Annotated in this window: 15 protein-coding genes and 1 pseudogene; 8 read left to right on the top strand and 8 right to left on the bottom strand. The window is 63.6% G+C overall.

Going from position 1 to position 16,289, the window contains the following annotated elements; all coding sequences use genetic code 11:
• Positions 1-406: 406 nt before the first annotated feature.
• Both LD110_RS03545 and LD110_RS03540 read right to left on the bottom strand, forming a co-directional pair.
• Positions 407-1,933 carry a hypothetical protein gene (locus LD110_RS03545; protein ID WP_225496383.1) on the bottom strand — a complete coding sequence of 509 codons (1,527 nt, stop codon included), beginning with the start codon at positions 1,931-1,933 and terminating at the stop codon, positions 407-409.
• A gap of 4 nt (positions 1,934-1,937) precedes the next feature.
• Entirely contained in the window at positions 1,938-2,513 is a 576-nt protein-coding gene (locus LD110_RS03540) for a GtrA family protein (protein WP_225496382.1), read from the bottom strand.
• 838 nt (positions 2,514-3,351) lie between these two features.
• Here LD110_RS03540 and LD110_RS03535 point away from each other — a divergent pair.
• From LD110_RS03535 to LD110_RS03525, 3 genes are all read left to right on the top strand, one after another.
• Positions 3,352-3,555: a hypothetical protein gene (locus LD110_RS03535; RefSeq protein ID WP_225496381.1), complete on the top strand. Its 204-nt coding sequence runs from the start codon at positions 3,352-3,354 to the stop codon at positions 3,553-3,555.
• Positions 3,556-3,569: 14 nt separating this feature from the next.
• Entirely contained in the window at positions 3,570-3,731 is a 162-nt protein-coding gene (locus tag LD110_RS03530) for a hypothetical protein (RefSeq protein WP_225496380.1), read from the top strand.
• 489 nt (positions 3,732-4,220) lie between these two features.
• The gene (locus LD110_RS03525) at positions 4,221-5,303 is read left to right on the top strand and encodes a site-specific integrase (RefSeq protein ID WP_225496378.1); all 1,083 of its coding nucleotides are present in this window, start codon (positions 4,221-4,223) and stop codon (positions 5,301-5,303) included.
• A 332-nt stretch (positions 5,304-5,635) separates the two neighbouring features.
• Here the strand turns inward: LD110_RS03525 and LD110_RS03520 are convergent, their stop codons facing one another.
• From LD110_RS03520 to LD110_RS03495, 5 genes are all read right to left on the bottom strand, one after another.
• Positions 5,636-6,142, bottom strand: a complete 507-nt coding sequence (locus LD110_RS03520) for a GNAT family N-acetyltransferase (protein WP_225496376.1) — start codon at positions 6,140-6,142, stop codon at positions 5,636-5,638.
• Between the two features lie 337 nt (positions 6,143-6,479).
• The gene (locus LD110_RS03515; RefSeq protein ID WP_225496374.1) at positions 6,480-7,220 is read right to left on the bottom strand and encodes a sugar phosphate isomerase/epimerase; all 741 of its coding nucleotides are present in this window, start codon (positions 7,218-7,220) and stop codon (positions 6,480-6,482) included.
• A gap of 9 nt (positions 7,221-7,229) precedes the next feature.
• The gene (locus LD110_RS03510) at positions 7,230-7,499 is read right to left on the bottom strand and encodes a hypothetical protein (RefSeq protein ID WP_225496372.1); all 270 of its coding nucleotides are present in this window, start codon (positions 7,497-7,499) and stop codon (positions 7,230-7,232) included.
• Positions 7,500-7,635: 136 nt separating this feature from the next.
• Positions 7,636-8,319, bottom strand: a complete 684-nt coding sequence (locus tag LD110_RS03500; protein ID WP_225496370.1) for a sugar phosphate isomerase/epimerase — start codon at positions 8,317-8,319, stop codon at positions 7,636-7,638.
• Positions 8,316-8,501, bottom strand: a complete 186-nt coding sequence (locus LD110_RS03495; protein WP_225496369.1) for a hypothetical protein — start codon at positions 8,499-8,501, stop codon at positions 8,316-8,318. The genes LD110_RS03500 and LD110_RS03495 overlap by 4 nt, the downstream gene beginning before the upstream one ends.
• A gap of 307 nt (positions 8,502-8,808) precedes the next feature.
• Between LD110_RS03495 and LD110_RS03490 the strand changes: the two genes are divergently transcribed.
• The 5 genes from LD110_RS03490 to LD110_RS03470 all read left to right on the top strand — a co-directional run bounded on the left by LD110_RS03490 (position 8,809) and on the right by LD110_RS03470 (position 16,013).
• Complete coding sequence (locus tag LD110_RS03490) at positions 8,809-9,765, top strand: family 43 glycosylhydrolase (protein ID WP_225496367.1); 957 nt, start codon at positions 8,809-8,811, stop codon at positions 9,763-9,765.
• A 37-nt stretch (positions 9,766-9,802) separates the two neighbouring features.
• Positions 9,803-11,587 carry an ABC transporter ATP-binding protein gene (locus LD110_RS03485; RefSeq protein ID WP_225496366.1) on the top strand — a complete coding sequence of 595 codons (1,785 nt, stop codon included), beginning with the start codon at positions 9,803-9,805 and terminating at the stop codon, positions 11,585-11,587.
• Between the two features lie 54 nt (positions 11,588-11,641).
• Positions 11,642-12,595 carry a glycoside hydrolase gene (locus LD110_RS03480; RefSeq protein WP_225496365.1) on the top strand — a complete coding sequence of 318 codons (954 nt, stop codon included), beginning with the start codon at positions 11,642-11,644 and terminating at the stop codon, positions 12,593-12,595.
• Positions 12,596-12,639: 44 nt separating this feature from the next.
• Positions 12,640-13,590: a glycoside hydrolase family 43 protein gene (locus LD110_RS03475; protein ID WP_225496364.1), complete on the top strand. Its 951-nt coding sequence runs from the start codon at positions 12,640-12,642 to the stop codon at positions 13,588-13,590.
• Positions 13,591-13,715: 125 nt separating this feature from the next.
• Complete coding sequence (locus LD110_RS03470) at positions 13,716-16,013, top strand: beta-L-arabinofuranosidase domain-containing protein (RefSeq protein WP_225496363.1); 2,298 nt, start codon at positions 13,716-13,718, stop codon at positions 16,011-16,013.
• A gap of 66 nt (positions 16,014-16,079) precedes the next feature.
• On the opposite strand, the pseudogene LD110_RS03465 reads toward LD110_RS03470, so the two are convergent.
• Positions 16,080-16,262, bottom strand: a pseudogene (locus tag LD110_RS03465) (L-glyceraldehyde 3-phosphate reductase); the annotation flags it as partial.
• Positions 16,263-16,289: the final 27 nt, after the last annotated feature.

The following is a 16,289-nucleotide window of genomic DNA, read 5'->3' as shown; positions in this document are numbered from 1 at the left end:
GTGGCGAACCGCCGCTCAAAGTGGGGAATTACGTGGCGAGAACCCACCTAAAGTGAGGAATTCCGTGGCGGACGACACGCTCCGGCGGCAGTGCTTTGATTTTCCTTGGAACCGTAGGAATTCGTCCGCCGCCAGCCTTTCTCGTATCCATGTCTCACAACTTTTTGGCTGAATAGCTGGATCCACCCTTAGTTTCGAGGCACCGGACTCATGACGAAATCCGATCTGTGTTTGTTTCGACACGGCGGCAATCCATGCACTGGCAGCGCTCGGATCTTCCTGCGCCGGACGCGATAACTTCCGTGATCGCGGTGGGACCGGGACGTGAGCTTTGTGACCCAGTCGATGGGCACCGGGCTTGTTTTCCGTGTTCTGCGGCGGTGCACCGTCCGGCCGGACGAATGGGTCAATGGATGGCGCTGCAGCCGACCGTGAATCTGGCGCAGCGGTAGGTGAGGAGGAAGGCGTATCCGTCAAAGGTTGTCTCCGAGTTCGACACGGCCGACCCTGCATATTCGGGGGGCATGGACAGCATGTCGCTCACGGATTGGATGAGGCCGGTGGTCGGCACGAATCGGTGCTCGGCATCCCAGTAAATGGGGAATGCGCCGGCCTGCGCCGGCCGCACCCAGGTGCGACCCTCTGTATTGATGGTTCCGGACGGTCCGATCTGGGCCGCGATGGTGTGCGTGGCGACCGCGTTGGCATAGCGCTGCCGGCTGACTTGGCCGTACCGGTAGCCGAGCGTTGCCTCCAGCGAGCCGAATATGAATGTGCGCAGCGCCGAGGCCCGTTGCGTTTCGCAGTCCAGAGGTGTGCAGGCCGGGATGCCGTACCCGACTTTGGTCCACAGCTGCTCAAGGTGATCAGCGGTCTGGGCGGGTGTGCTGCCGTCCATTCCCGCGCTGATGAGGACCGGGTAATTGTTTTGCGGGTCGTCGCTCTTGGTCAGGGTCTGCAGGGCTTGGGTCGCCTGCAGGAACGGATCACGGCGGCCGGCAAGCAGGAAGGTGTCCACGCCCAGCAGGCAGATCTTGCTGGTGTAAGGGTAGGCCGTCGTGCCTGCGGGCGGAAGATGGTCGCAGTCGGCGTAGGCATTCTCTTTTCCGGCGGCTGTGAAGGGGAGGTCGCCGGGCAGTTGCTTGCCTGCGCCAAAGATCGTGGCGCGCAAATCCGCCCCTGGTGTGAAGCCGTTGGCCCGCAGGAAGGTTGCGAGCCGGTCCGCCCTGTTGCTGTCTCCGCGGAGAACTGCATACAGGTAGGCTTCCTGGGTGGCGTGGCGGACGGTGTAGCGCAGGCTGCGCAGCAGGCTGCGGGCAGCTGTTGGGAAGTAGTGGACGACGGGTGCGGTGGTCGTGTCGGTTGAGTATGCTCCGAGTGGCACGTTGTCCAGCCATAGCTGGGCGCTGGTGTCTTTGTCGGTCAGCTGCGAGTCTGAAACCGTGACGCTGAACTCGTCAGGGGCGGCGGCCCAGTCCATGGACACGCTGACGCGGAGTGCGTCCGGGACCGAGGGTGTTGCGAAGGAGACCGTGTAGCTCTCTGTGGTGGTGCTGCTGTCGTCGGGTCTGATTGAGGTTGCTCCGGAACATCTGGGCAGGCAGTCTCCGGCGCGGCCCTGCCCGAGGAGCACCCATTGGTCGTAGCCGGGGAAGTAGACACGCAGCGGCAGGCCGTAGTCCTCGCTTTGTACTGCCTGCCCGTCGGGCAGCGGTTTGTACAGCCCGTCGAGGTAGCCCTGGGCGAGGGTGATGGCTGTGTTGACCTGTTCGAGGGACGGGCCGGGCGTTGACGGTGGCACCGTTTCGGTGGTTCGTCCTGCCATCAGGAAGGGGATGAGGAGCGCGGCTGCGGTGAAGGCAACGCAGCGGCGGATGGCCGGAGACTTGCGGTGCCTGCTGCGCGGAGCTCGCGCGGCGGCGGGGATCTTCATGCGCTCAGAACGCTGTGGCGGGTGCGGAACGATGGTTGCCGGTGGGCCGGCGGCGGTACAGCCAGCGGTCGCAGACAGTGAACCGGGTCAGCATGAGGATGCCCACTGCGGCGCCGCTGGCCAGCAGGTAGGAGTCCGCTAGCAGCGGCTGCAGTGCCGCCGCAAGGGGCAGCTGGGCAAGCAGCGACACGCAGCTGAGTACCCAGAACGGCACCAGCCGCCGCAGCCAGTGACCGCCATGCCCGCCGAACGCCCACCGCTCGGTCAGGGTGAAATTCCATGCGACGGCCAACTGGGTGGCGATAACGGCACTGAGCGCGTCGCCGCCGACGAGCAGGGAACCGGGGCGGGCCATCAGCAGCAGCGCCAGGGCCAGCAGGTTCACCCCCAGCCCGCTGACCCCGACCACCGCGAAACGGGCCAGCCGGGCGAACCGGTCGGCGGACGACGGCCGCAATGCGGTCAGCCGAGCAATCAGGGACAAGGACGCGCCAAGGGCGGGACCCGTAGGGATGAGAAGGGGGCGGCGCAGGGCCGCCGCGACGCCCGCTGCACGGCGGGTGGTGGAAAGCTTGCGCATGATGAGACCCTTCGTTTCCAGCAACCTGGAAGCCGCACAGCAGCTCCCGACCCCCGGCCCCGCGCCGGGGAAAAAGCAATGCCCTCATGCTTCAAGGAGAGGCACACCCGGGGCAATGAATCCGTGTACTCGTCTTTCCGACCGACCGATGAGTGGGAAATTCTTGGCTTCTTACCTGAGTACTTGGTCCGGGGGCTGCCGGGTATGGGCCGGCGCGGACGTCGTCGGGACCGGGCGGTCTCCGGCATGTTCTGTTGGCTGCAGCCGTGACAAGGCACGCAGACGGGTAGGGTGCGGTGCCGAAGGGATGGCAGGCGGACATCGAAAAAGGCACCCTGTCAGTCACGCCACCCTCGGGAAAATCCCCGGCAATCAGCCGATCCCAAGGCACGTCCGGCGCGGCTCTCGGCCACCCGGACGCCTTGGGTCGGCAGGCGTTCGCCGCTGCCCGACCCAAGGCGTTCGCGCCGGGAGGAGTGCAGGCTGACGACACCAGCCGGACGCTCCAGCGGGCACCGCAGGGTCCTCAGGAGGTCAAACCAAGTGGTCCGCCGAATGGACGGCGCCCAGCATCCGGATGAATGGTGGCCGCGAACTGGGTGCACAAGAATTGTGCATTCCTTGAGCCAAATCATGGCGACTACAAGGAGCTGTTGCAGCCCCGCATGTGAGCCTGACCGGGACAGCGGGACGCCTTCACGCGTCCGGCAGCTTTAGGGCATGAAGTGCCCGATAACGACCTGGGTCCCGAGCCAGCGGGTACCGGATGAAGGAAGTGCCCGGTATTTCACCCTCCCGATCCGGACCTCAGCTTGGAGGTGAGATCGGCAGGGTCGAAATGATCCGCCAGTTGTCGGCGTGGCCTTACGTGAAGGCGCCGGACCACAGTGAACAGCTCGCCAACGAATGGAAGGCCCTTCTCCCGCCGGACCCGCCCGGAACGTTCGAGGAAGTGGGTGCGGCGTTGGACAAGGGACTAATCGACGGCGACGCGTACGACGTCATTCTCGATTCGTACACCGAGGAGCCGGACGTAGCGTGACTACGCTGTAGAGCGTGACTTCTGAAGACCAAGCGGCAGCCCATCGCCCACGGCTGGAACGCCTGTGCGCCGAGGGCGGTCCGCTGACCGCGCACTCCCGGCACGCGACAACGCAGAACCCGGAGTGGTCCAACGTCAAGCGGCAGCAGCCACTGCACGCCCCGGCGCACCGCTGATCCGGACACAGAGCGACTGCCGTCCCCTTCGAAATGGGGAGCGGCAGTCGCTCTGTGTCCAAAATCAGTTCAAATCTCTGGGAGAGACATGACGAGGGTTTCGCTGGCGGGACCGCGGGTCGTGCTGCCGTTTGAGATTTTGTATGCGCATGCATGTTCATGGTGACTTTGGCTGGATGCTGCACGACCCGGACGTATTTTTTTTGAACTTTTTTCGGCGGGTTCCGTGGCGAGGATATCCTTCGTCGATCACCACTTCTTCATGGTGGCCCCGTGCGGGAACTGCATGATTGGAGAGGTGGGCGCCGGTGGTTCGCAGCGGCCGCACACTGTCTCACGGCCGGCCCGGGTGGCTTGTGCGACACATGGCTGACGTGGCCGTTCACGATCATGGGAGCATCAAAGTCCCCGGGAGTGTGGACTGCGGCGTAGCCTTTTTTGGTGGCGAGCATCAGGATGCGTTCCAGGAAGGACGGCTCCAGGTCCTATATGGTGCGCTGGCGCGATCGGAAGTCGCGCAAGCAACGGGGCCTCACGGTTGCGACCGGCATCGAAGCGGAAACTCTGAAGCGGCTGCTGGATGCCAACGGTCAGTCCTTCGAAATCGCGCAGCATGCGATGCTGGCCAATGCAAGGCGGGTACCGACCGCCGCGGGGGTCATCCAGGAACATATTGATCTGTTGATCCGGCCCTCGAGCGGAACTATCAAGACTTACCAGAGGATGCTTGACCTTCATGTGCGGGATGTGATCGGCCACGTTCCTGTGGATGAGCTCGATTATCGCCATCTGGCGCATTGGGTGAAGTCGATGATGCGAAAGGGCCGTTCTCCAAAGACGATCCACAACGTGCATGGATTGATCTCTGCGGCCATGAATACTGCGCAAATGCTTGGGTATATTCCCCGGAATCCTTGCCGTGGTGTGCAGCTGCCCACCCTGGAAAAGCCTGAGGATGAAGCCAGGTTCCTCACCCACGCCGAGTTCAGCATGGTCATGGAGGGCATGGGGGAGCGCTACAAGGCCTTCACGAATTTTCTTGTCATGACAGGAACCCGTTTCGGGGAGGCTACAGCCCTCACCGTTGCCGACCTTGACCTGTTTTCAAAGCCACCCACTGCACGGATAAACAAGGCATGGAAACGCGATGGCCAGTCCCAGTTCTACATTGGAGCCACCAAGACCGGGGCCGGTAAACGCACCATAGGCCTGAACCCATCCCTTGTGGAACTGCTGATCCCTTTGGTTGCCAATCGCCCCGGGAACGAGTTGGTCTTCACCACGCACCAAGGTCGTAGGATCATTCATCAGGTTTACTGGCGCCAATACTGGGTGCCGGCAGTGCAGGCAGCGAAAGCTCAAGGACTTACGAAGTCCCCGCGCATCCACGACCTGCGGCACACCCACGCTTCGTGGCTGGTGCAAGACGGTGTAAACCTCTTCATCATCTCGCGGCGGCTTGGACACACTTCCACCCGGACGACAGAACAGGTCTACGGACACTTAATGCCGGACGCCCTGCAGGTTGCCGCAGATGCTACGGAACGCTCGATTTCCGGGACGGGTGAATGAGGTTCTTCGGCCCGACAGGGATGTGGAAATATTGTCGACAATATGTAAAGCCCGAGTAGGGGTGAGCTCCCGTGCACTGTCAATCCTTGCTCCGGCCTCTGCCCAACCGGCGCAACTTTGCGCCATCGCCGGCCTTAGGTCGGATGCTGCGGTCACGTCGGTGCCAGCGCTGTTCAAGATCGGCGCACTTCGTTGCCGTTTTTAATCACGAGAAGAACGTCGTTGAATGCGCGGATATATCAGAGGCACGCATGTAGTTGCCGCTGCTGTTCACTGGAGTCAGGTAGGGCTTCGTGAACAGGTTGGGAGACGGGGCGTGGATCGCGTGGGATCTATCTGGGTGAAGCGGGGAAGTGCAGGGGGAGCTCCATGAAGACGCTGCTCGGATCCAGGGTGTAGTCCGCGAACGGTGGGCATTGGGTGAATCCGTGCCGGGCATAGAGCCGTCTGGCGGGCGCGAAATACTCTTCCGTTCCCGTCTCCAGGTAGAGGCGTTCGTAGCCGCGGTTCCGTGCAACGGCCACGATGTGTTCGAGCATGCCGGTGGCGACGCCGCGTCCGCGTGCGCTGGCCGTGGTGCGCATGGACTTGATCTCGCCCAGCCGGCGCGCTTCTGGTTCCGTACCTGCCTCGGTTCCCAGGTCCTTCAACGCGCCGCACCCCAGAAGCTCTCCGTCATCACGGGCTGTCCAGAAGCTGATCGATGGGTGGGACAGAGCCGAATGGTCCAGCGCGTGCACGCTTTCGGCCGGCGAAGTGGCAAACATGTCAGCCAGATGTTCACTAAGAAGTTGGTGCACATCCGGGCGCATGGGATCATCTGGCTCAACGCGGATCATGGACTCGAGTCTACGTGCCATGCGGCCTTTACTGACGTTGACGCTGAAACGTACGGTGGAGATGCCGTTCCAGCTTGCGCAAGACGCCCATCGCCGCGGCAATGTGGGCCTGGGATCAGCCAGCCTGGTGGCGATGAACGATCAACCGTCGACATGGACGGTCAAGCGGCCATTACTATGGAATACGGGAACCTCCGGTGGGAGTGGGCCTTAGACAAGCCACATCCCACCCGGAGGTTTTCGTTCAATCAACCAGGTTCGCCGCTACCAGTGCGCTGGCCGGGTAACACCTAGCGCCCCAAGGCTACGCCGACCGCCTGACGCAGGCTCAGCCGGATCAGCCCAGCACGCTCCGCAGCCACGCGGCGTCGCGCTCCAGTGCCTCCGGCCTATCGTCCGGCACGAACTCGAACATCACGTCCACCGGCCGCCCGGCCTCCTGCAGCACGTCCATCGCCCCGCGCCACAGCCTTTCCCGCTCCGCCAGTGGCAGGCGCGTGTCGAACGGCCACCAGGAGAAGCAGTGCACGCCCCGCAACCAGGGGAGCAGGGCTCGCAGATGCTGCAGCGCGTCGTCGTCCGGCTGGTCGACGTTCGGCTGCCAGTACACGCCCACGTTCTCCCGGCCGACCTCCTCAAGCAACGCAAGCGTGCTATCAAGCGTGTCCGTCAGCGTGTTGCCGTGATACTCCAGCGCGACGGCGACGCCGGCGTCCGCTGCCTCATCGGCCGCTTTGCGCAGCCGCCGGGACAGCCTGGCCCGGGCCGCAGGTTCTGTCGACTCGCTCCCGCGGCTCCCCGCCCAGACACGGATCCGCGGCGCCCCCAACGCCACGGCGGTCTCCAGGACAGGCAGGAAGTCCTCACTTTCGGCACCGAAGTACGAACCTAGGGAGAGCGTCCGTAGGCCGACGGACGCCGTCGCTGTCCGGACGTGCGCCGCGGCGGGCGCGTCCGGGCAGTGCACGTCCCCGCCCCATTCGACTCCGTCGAGTCCCGCCCGTACCGCCGCAGCCAGGACCTCGTACACGTTTCGCTGCCGGAACGTGACGGAACACAGGCCTAGAGTGATGTGCATGGGTCCAGTCTAGGAAGCGTGGCGGGCGCCGTGCATAGAAACTGAGGTTCGGCGGGGGGTCCAGGAACACTGTTCCTGGGTGGTGCCGAATGGAACTGAGGGGTCAAGAGCCGCGGTGTACTCGTTGCCTGACAAGCGGGTTACGAGGATGCCGCGGTCGCCGCGGGCCAAGGCCTCAGGAAGCAGCGCGTCGATGGCTTCATCGAGCCTGGAAACCAGTTCAAGGGCGTTGTCGCTCCTTACCCGGATAATTGGTTCACGTTCAAGCGGGGTGTTCATGGTGTGCCCTTTCATGGTGGGGATTAGTCGAGCGCCTGGATTCGCCAGCAGGCATGGTGTTCTTGTCCGGGAGCCAGGATTACCAGATCGATTCCGGAATTGACGGCGTCCGGCGGGTACGTCATGGGTTCCGTGGTCAGACCCAGACGGTTGGGGGCGGGAGTTTCTTTGTCTGCGGTGTGAATCTGGATCCACGGGTAGTCCTGATTCCAGCGCATTGCCACCCCCGTGCCGTTTGCCGGGTCGGAGGATCACGCTGGCAGTTCCGGTGGCCGAGAAGTCGATTCCGGTGAAGGCATGATCGATTTTCCTTTCCCCGATCCGGCGCGCCCTGCCCCAGTGTGGAGATCGGCGCCCGGTCCGCGGCGTACAGCGGGTGCAGCGGTTCCAGGACCAGCCGCACGCCGTGGTCGACGGCGAACGGCACCAGCCCCTCCAGCCGGTCCGCCACACGCTGCCGGGCGGCCACCACGTCCTTTTCGCCAGGGGCCAGGCCTCCGACGACGAGGAACAGTTCGCGCGTTTCCCGCGCCACGGCTTCGCGCACGGCCTCGAAGTTGTCGGCGAGCGCGGCAGCCTGCCCTTCGGCGTCGGGCGCGGTGAGGAAGCCGCCGCGGCGGAGCGAGGAGACCCGCAGCCCGGCCTCGCGGATCATCCGCGCGGCCTTGTCCAGCCCGGCTTCGTGCCCGCGGTCCCGCCACGGCCCGATCGCGGGGATCCCGGCGCGGACGCAGCCCTCCACGGCCTCGGCGAGGGTCCACTTCTTGGTGGTGGCGGTGTTCAGGGAAAGCCTGTTCAGGGACAGCCGCTCGAAGCTCATGCGCCCACCCCGTTCACCGCAGGAACCCGGCCATGCGGAACTCCGCCAGCGAGGGATCCAGCGGCAGCCCTCCTGGTCCGCGAGTTCGACGCTTCCAAGGTGAAGCCACCGGCGTCGCGGATGGGCAGGATGGAACGCAGCAGGTGCTGGCGGTAACCCATGCGGCCGGTGATGCCGTTCATGGCAATCCGGAGGGATCTTGTGGGGTCATAGGTCCTCCCGTGCTCGTAGTCTCGTCCCACTTGGCAAGCGCTTTCCGACATTCAGTGTGACAGTCTCCCCGGTTTTTGGCAATCGTTGTCCACCTGCCACGATCTGCTCTTGATTCTCTGCATGGATCAATACATCATTGACTCTCAGCGCCTCAGGTCGGCATGGCTTATCGCTGTGCCGGACAAAAATCCAGCCAATTCAGGCTCTGTGCAGCAGCGCGCCTCCCACAGCGGAAACTGTTGCTCTCGTTCTTCATGTCACCTCCAGGAGTTACTCATGTCTGCACCAGAATTCGCCCCTGCCGGCGTTATCGCGCCCGGTAAGGTCTTCCGCGACCAGGAAGGCAAGGTGGCGCAGCTGCACGGCGTCGGGATCCAGCAATTCGGAGACACGTTCTACGCGTGGGGCGAAGACAAGACGAACGGCGACCGGTTCACGGGCGTCGCCTGCTATTCGTCCACCGATCTGGCCACCTGGACCTTCCTGGGCCACGCCCTCGCAGCGGATGAGAACATTGAGGATCTCGGCCCCGACCGGATCATCGAACGCCCCAAGGTGCTCCAGGCGCCTGACAGCCGGTACGTCATGTTCCTGCACGTGGAATCCGGCGACTATTCCTATGCCCGGCTCGGCTGGGCAGTGGCCGACCGCCCCGAAGGCCCCTACACGTATCTGCGCAGTGAGCGCCCGCTGGGCAATATCAGCCGAGACATCGGTGTTTTTCAGGACGAAGACGGTACCGGCTATGTGCTGAGCGAGGATCGTGAGCACGGCCTGCACATCTACCGGCTCTCGGCCGACCACCTTGCCGTGGAGGAAATCGTCTCCACCACACTGGCGCCGCCCAGCGATCACCCCCTGGGCTCCCACGGCCTTGAGTCGCCCGCGGTCGTCAAGCATGAGGGACTCTATTACCTTTTTGGTTCCGAGTTGACCGGCTGGGACACGAACGACAACCAGTACGCAACAGCGACCAGCCTGGCCGGCCCATGGAGCGAATGGAACGGATTCGCCCCCGCGGGTTCGTGCACCTTCGACTCCCAGACGTCAGTAGTAGTTCCCGTACGCGGCACCGAGACCACGTCGTTCGTCTATGTCGGTGACCGGTGGATCAGGGAGGACCTCTTCCACTCTGCTCCTGTCTGGCTTCCCTTGACTCTGAAGGATGGCGTGGCGGAGCTGCAGTGGCACGAACAGTGGACCGTTGACACTGTCACCGGCGTCGTGTCCTGACCAGCGGACGGTAATTCTCAGGTGAAGGAAACGCGCCGTGAACGGATCGAATTCTGACTCCCGTAGTCCATATGCCCTGCTGAACCAGGTGCTGCGCCCATTCCGCAGCCGTCTGGCGGTCGCCGCCCTGGTTTTCGCTGTCAAGGATTGCCCGCTGTGGCTCTTGCCGCTGATCACCGGAGCCGCGGTGGATACCGTGGTGAAGGGTGGACCGCTCGCGGCCTTGGGTTGGCTGGCGATCGCGGCGGCTGTGCTGGTGACACAGAACTACCCGGCCCATCAGCTGTTCACCCGCCTCTACATGGGGAGTATGAGGACCGTAGGCGCCCAGCTGAGGGGCCTGCTGGCTGAACGTCTGCAGCTGCTCTCCATTGCCTTTCATTCGAGATCCAGCGCCGCCGTGATGCAAAGCAAAGTGGTGCGGGACGTGGAGAACATCGAAATGATGCTCACCCAGGCGGGCCCTCTGGCGCTCTCCTCACTACTGGTATTCAGCGGCGCCGTCGCATTGACTGCCGTCAACGTGCCACAGTTCCTCCCCGTGTTCGCTCTCTCGGTTCCTTGCGGCACCGGCGTGTGGTGGCTCATGCGCCGTGCCGCCCGGCAGCGGAATGAGGAATTCCGCCGAGACCTGGAGGTGTTCGCCGCACGGGTGGGGGAGATGACGGCACTGATCCCGATCACCAGGGCTCATGGCCTGGAAGAGGTGGCCGTTGAACGCGTCCGAGAAGTCGCCGAACGGGTCCGGGAACGCGGCCTGAACCTGGATCTGGTCAACGGGCGTTTCGGCGCCGTGAGCTGGGTGACCATGCAGCTGCTTTCCGTTGCTTGCCTTCTGGTCGGGGCCGCCGTCGCGGTACTCGGCTGGGCGCCGATCACCCCGGGGCAGGTGGTTCTCCTGGGAACGTATTTTTCCGCTCTGACCGGAACCGTCACCACGATTCTGGGTCTCATGCCGATCCTGGCTCGTGGCACAGAATCGCTACGTTCCGTGGCTGAGGTGATGCAGGATTCCGAGCTCGAACACAACGAGGGCAAAAAGCGGGCCAGTGAGGTGGCCGGGCGCCTGGTACTGGAGGACGTCACTGTCCGCTACACGTCCGGCCGGAAGACCGACGACGACGGTGCGGGCTTCGGTGCCGGCCGTCCAGCGCTGGACGGGGTGTCTCTGACGATCGGGGAAGGGCAGACGGTCGCCTTTGTCGGCCCTTCGGGGTCGGGTAAGTCCACTGTGGTGAACACGATCCTTGGCTTCATCAGGCCGAACGAAGGCAGAGTGCTGTTGGACGGCGCGGATATGGCGGCTCTGGACTTGCGAACGGTGCGGAAGCAGGTCTCCGTGGTCCCACAGGAATCGGTGCTGTTTGAAGGCAGCATCTATGAGAACGTGGCATACGGCCTGGCGGATGTGGATGCTTCCAGAGTGCGGAAAGCACTGGAGGACGCCAATGCGCTGGACTTCGTGGACGCGCTTCCCGAGGGCTGGGACACCATCGTCGGAGAGCGAGGAGCGCGGCTTTCCGGGGGACAGCGACAAAGGCTTTCCTTGGCCCGCGCATTGGTCCGCGAGCCCCGGATTCTGATCTTGGACGAGGCGACCAGTGCCCTGGATTCGGAGTCGGAGAGCCACATTCAAGACGCTCTGGAGCGGATGGTGCACCGGCGGACCACTTTAGTGGTGGCGCACAGGCTGTCCACGGTGCGGAGCGCGGATCGAATCGTGGTGCTGGATCAGGGAAAGGTCGTGGAGACAGGAACTCATGAGGAACTGCTGGCGTTGGAGGGGCGCTATGCCAGGGCCTGGGCAGTTCAAGTGAAGTGAGAGTCCAGCCGGCTCACACCCCGATATGAAGTCATCTTTCTTAAGGAGCTCAACGTGGCATTAACTGATTCTGGAGCGGCTGCCGTCCCGAAGCCGCTGTTCCGCGACCCCGTGCAAGATGGAGCCGCTGACCCCACGGTGATCTGGAACCGCGCGGCGGGAGAATGGTGGATCTTCTACACCAACCGCCGAGTCATGGCGCCCCCGCTTGACGACGTCTCCTGGGTTTTCGGCACAGACATCGGTATCGCGGCCTCTGCCGATGGTGGTGCCACCTGGTCGTACCGGGGCACGGCGCAGGGCCTGGAGACCGAATGGGGCAGGAACACCTACTGGGCGCCGGAGATCGTGGATGACGGCTCCACGTACCACATGTACGTGAGCTACATCGTGGGGGTACATGCGACGTGGGGCGCGCCTGCGGAGATCCGGCACTACACCAGTGTGGATCTTGAGCATTGGGAGTTCCAGTCGACTCTGGACCTCAACTCCAAGTGGGTGATCGATGCGTGCGTGTTCCCGCTTCCGGACGGCGGATGGCGTATGTGGTTCAAACAAGATAATCACACCTACGCCGCTGACAGCCCGGATCTTTTTCACTGGACGCCGATCGGGTTTGCCGTAGGGAACCTTCCGCATGAGGGTCCGAACGTTTTCGCCCTGGATGGTTCGTTTTGGATGCTGACAGATGAATGGGCTGGGCTCAGGGTCCACCGGTCCGATGATCTGCTCCACTGGAACACCCTGGGCCGGATTCTTGCCGAGCCCGGTCTGGGCACGGACGACGGCGGCAACGGCTTGCATGCCGACGTCGTAGTGGTCGGTGACGAGGCCTTTGTCTTCTACTTCACCCACCCGGGCCGGGGAAGCGAAGCTGTTTCCCATAGCCTCCAGGAGCATCGCCGGACGTCGCTCCAAGTGGCCCGTGCACGCATGGACGGTGACGTCCTGGTATGTGACCGGAATGAAATTCTGACTGCGCCGATTCTGCCGATTGACGGCCTCTAGAAGCAGTCATCAAACCTGATGAGAGTAAGGAACCGAACTCACCCATGAATCCCCCAAGCCAGTACGCGGGTTACCTCTACATCCATTTCAAGCGCGAGTCGGAGGACGGCGAACAGATCCACTTCGCGTTAAGCCGGGGTGATGACCCTCTCCACTTTGACGACCTCGATGGCGGGAAACCCGTGCTCCGTTCATCCCTGGGACAGTGCGGGGTCCGCGATCCCCATATAGTGAGGTCTCCGGATGGTGAGCGCTTCTACCTGATCGCGACGGACCTGCGGGCCTACGCCAAGCCCGACTGGGACGCCGTGCAACGCTGGGGGAGCCGATCGATCGTTGTCTGGGAATCAGCCGATCTGGTGAACTGGGACGAGGGCCGTCTTGCCGAGGTGGCTCCTCCCGAGGCGGGGAACACCTGGGCACCTGAGGCCATCTGGGATCCCGAACAGGAGGCGTTCCTGGTCCATTGGTCGTCCTCCCTCTACGACGACGCAGAGCATCTCGGCGAGAGCTACAACCGGATCATGTGCGCCACCACCCGGGACTTCCGCGAATTCTCCGCGCCACGAATCTGGATTGACCGCGGATGGGCCACCATCGATGCGACAGTGATCGAAGAGGGCGGCCTCTACTACCGCTTTGTCAAGGACGAGCGCCACCGGAGTGACCAGGCTCCTTTCGGCAAGTCGGTTTTCGCGGAGGTCGCCGGAACGCTGTCGGCGGCCGAATGGGAGCCTGTGGCCGAAGGCATCGGGCTCGGTGCGATCAAACAGGGTGAAGGGCCCCTGGTTTACAAGTCGAACACCGGAAACCAGTGGTTCCTGTGGATTGACGAATTCACCCCGGAACGCCGTTACGTCCCCTTCGAGACGACAGATCTGGCGAGCGGAGAGTGGACGGCCTGTGGAGACTACAGTTTGCCCGATGACCCCTGCCACGGCGTGGTCCTGCCAGTGACAGCCGATGAATTCGAGCGCCTGCGCATTGCCTGGTAGAAGGCGCCCGACTAAAAGAAGCTTCAGATGACACCGTGCAGGACGCCGGGCGGCAGGAGCTGGCCGTCGGACTGCCGCCCCACGAAACTCCCACGAACTGAACGATCTGCTGAAGAGGAACCCCAGTGAGCACCGATTTCCTTCCCTTGTCCGCTGTCCGCCTGCTGGATAGCCCTTTTGCCCGGGCGCAGCACGTAAATCTCGAGAGCATCCTGCGGCTGGACCCGGCTAGGCTCCTCCAGCCGTTCAGACGCGACGCCGGCGTGCCGTCCGGCGCTGTGGCCTACGGGGGCTGGGAGGAGTCTGGCCTCGGTGGGCACACCGCCGGACACGTCCTCTCCGCGCTGGCGCACGCCCTGGCCGGCGGAGCCGACTTCCGGGCAACGGACATGCTCGGCTCGATGCTGCACGGCTTGCGGGAAGCGCAGCTCGCCCACGGTACCGGCTATCTCGGTGGTGTCAAGGACGGTGCCGCCCTCTGGAAAGAGCTGGTCAGGGGGGACATCAAGGCCTCTCCTTTTGAGCTCAATGGCCGGTGGGTTCCCCTGTACAACCTTCACAAGGTTCTGGCCGGCTTGGTGGACGTCTGTGAACTGGCTCCTTCGCCGGTAGCGAATGTTCTGCTTGACGGCCTGGGAGAGTGGTGGCTTTCTACTGCAGCTCAGCTGACCCAGGAAGCACTGGAGCAGATCCTGTCCACGGAATTCGGCGGTTTCCCGGAGGCTTTTGCACGACTTGCCATTCTGCGCCAGGACCCGCGCTACCTAGACCTGGCGCTACGCTTCGTCCGGCAGGAACTCCTGGAGGCCGTGAGCCGATTGGGTGATCCTGAGGGGCCTGACACCATGGCCGGCTGGCACGCCAACACCCAGGTTCCGGTGGTGATCGGATACGCCACGATTCAGCGAGCGGCCCGCCGACTGGACAGGGAAAACCCACAGACCGATCGGATCGGCGCCGCAGCGCAGCTGTTCTTCCAGGACGTGGTCCACCGGCGAAGCACAGCGCTGGGCGGGCACGGCGTACGTGAACATTTTCACCGTCGTGACGACTTCAGACCCATGTTCCTCGCTCGAGAAGGCCCGGAAAGCTGCAATAGCTACAACATGATCAAACTCGCCGCAGAGTTGTACCGCCTGCATGGCGACGATGAGTATCTCGACTACATCGAAACCACCCAGTGCAGCCACGTGCTCTCCACGATTCATCCGGAGCACGGCGGGCTAGTCTACTTCACCTCCCATCGGCCAGGCCATTACCGGGTGTATTCGCCGGAGCAGGACGCTTTCTGGTGCTGCATGGGCTCAGGTTTCGAAGCACATTCCCGGCATGGTGCGCACGCCGCCGCAGTGTCGGCGGACGAACTCCGGCTCATCTGGATGCTTCCCGGGACAGTGCGCTGGGAGGCACGCGGCGCCGTCGTACGCATCGAATCTGATTGGCCGCACGGCAGCCAGGCGACCATCACGGTGGATGTTCAGGAAACAGCGGAATTCACTCTGGCGATCCGCGTCCCGGCCTGGGCGGCGTCCGCGCGCTTGGAGCTGGACGGGAACGTGATCGACGACGACGGCGGCTGGTGGCGTCTGCGGCGTCAGTGGCACGGGACGGTGAACCTGCAGCACACCGTTGAGCGGGCGCTGCGGATCGCTCCCTCGCCAGATGGGTCGCCCTGGGGCTGGCTCCAGTATGGCCCAATGGTGCTTGCGGAAGAGATCGAAGATTCCGCGCTGAATTACCGGGCCGGGGGAGCGAGGACGGCCCAAATCGCGTCCGGAACGCTCCAGGCCCTTGCGGAAACTCCAGTTCTTCACTCCGGCACGCTGAATCCAGAGCCGGCTGGCGGTGAACTTGTTGTTCATGCGGTGGACGGCCAAGCGATCAGGCTCAAGCCGCTCCACCAGATCCACGATGCCCGTTACCGGATCTCGTGGCCGGTGGTCGGGTCTTCGTCCGAGGTGGAGGCGGTCGTCGCCGCGCTGGCAGGGGCGGACACCGCATCCACCGCCTTGGAGGCCCGGGCGGTTGACGTGGTGACCTTTGGAGAGCAGCAACCCGAACTGGACCACGAGGTGACAGCGGACGAGGTTGAGCGCGGCCGGACCGCAGAAGGACATCAGTGGCTGCGTCCGCTCAGCCCGATGACCGTGAAGCTGCAGGACTGGCAGGCGGTGTCCACCAGCCTGCGGCTCGAGTGGCTGCCCGCGCCGGAAAGCGCCGCGGAGCCGGCTGAAGCGTTTGCCGTGGGCCGGCTGGAAGGCGGGGACGCCGTCGTCGTTCATGCCGATGACAGTGGATGCTGCGAATTGCCCTTCGGCACGAACGGCGAGGTGGCCACCCAGGTGCTGATTGCTCCTGTGGAGGGGGCCCGTATGCCTCGTCTACGCCGGATTCTGCTGCTGACCGACGCCGCCGATTCATAGCGACAGAATGCTGACGACTTTGTGTAACCCTTCCACACCGTCTCGTGATCCAGGACGATCCGTCGTCTCGGCTGAACCATCGGGAGGACCGTAGTTGTTGGCGAGGTCGAACTGAGTGATTCTGCGGTCGAACGCGTGGCGCAGTATGGCAGGTTGAGTCTCAAACGGCTTGCCGTCTCCGAAGTTATGCCAGAGCCCGAGCGAAATGGCGGGAAGCTTGAGACCGCTGCGCCCCACACGGTACTGCATGTTGTCGTAGCGTTGAGGATCCACGGG

The sequence above is a fragment of the Arthrobacter sp. M4 genome (genome assembly GCF_020251205.1).
Lineage (GTDB): Bacteria > Actinomycetota > Actinomycetes > Actinomycetales > Micrococcaceae > Arthrobacter.
Note: the sequence above shows the minus strand (reverse complement) of the source record. Positions and strands in the feature narration are given on the sequence as shown.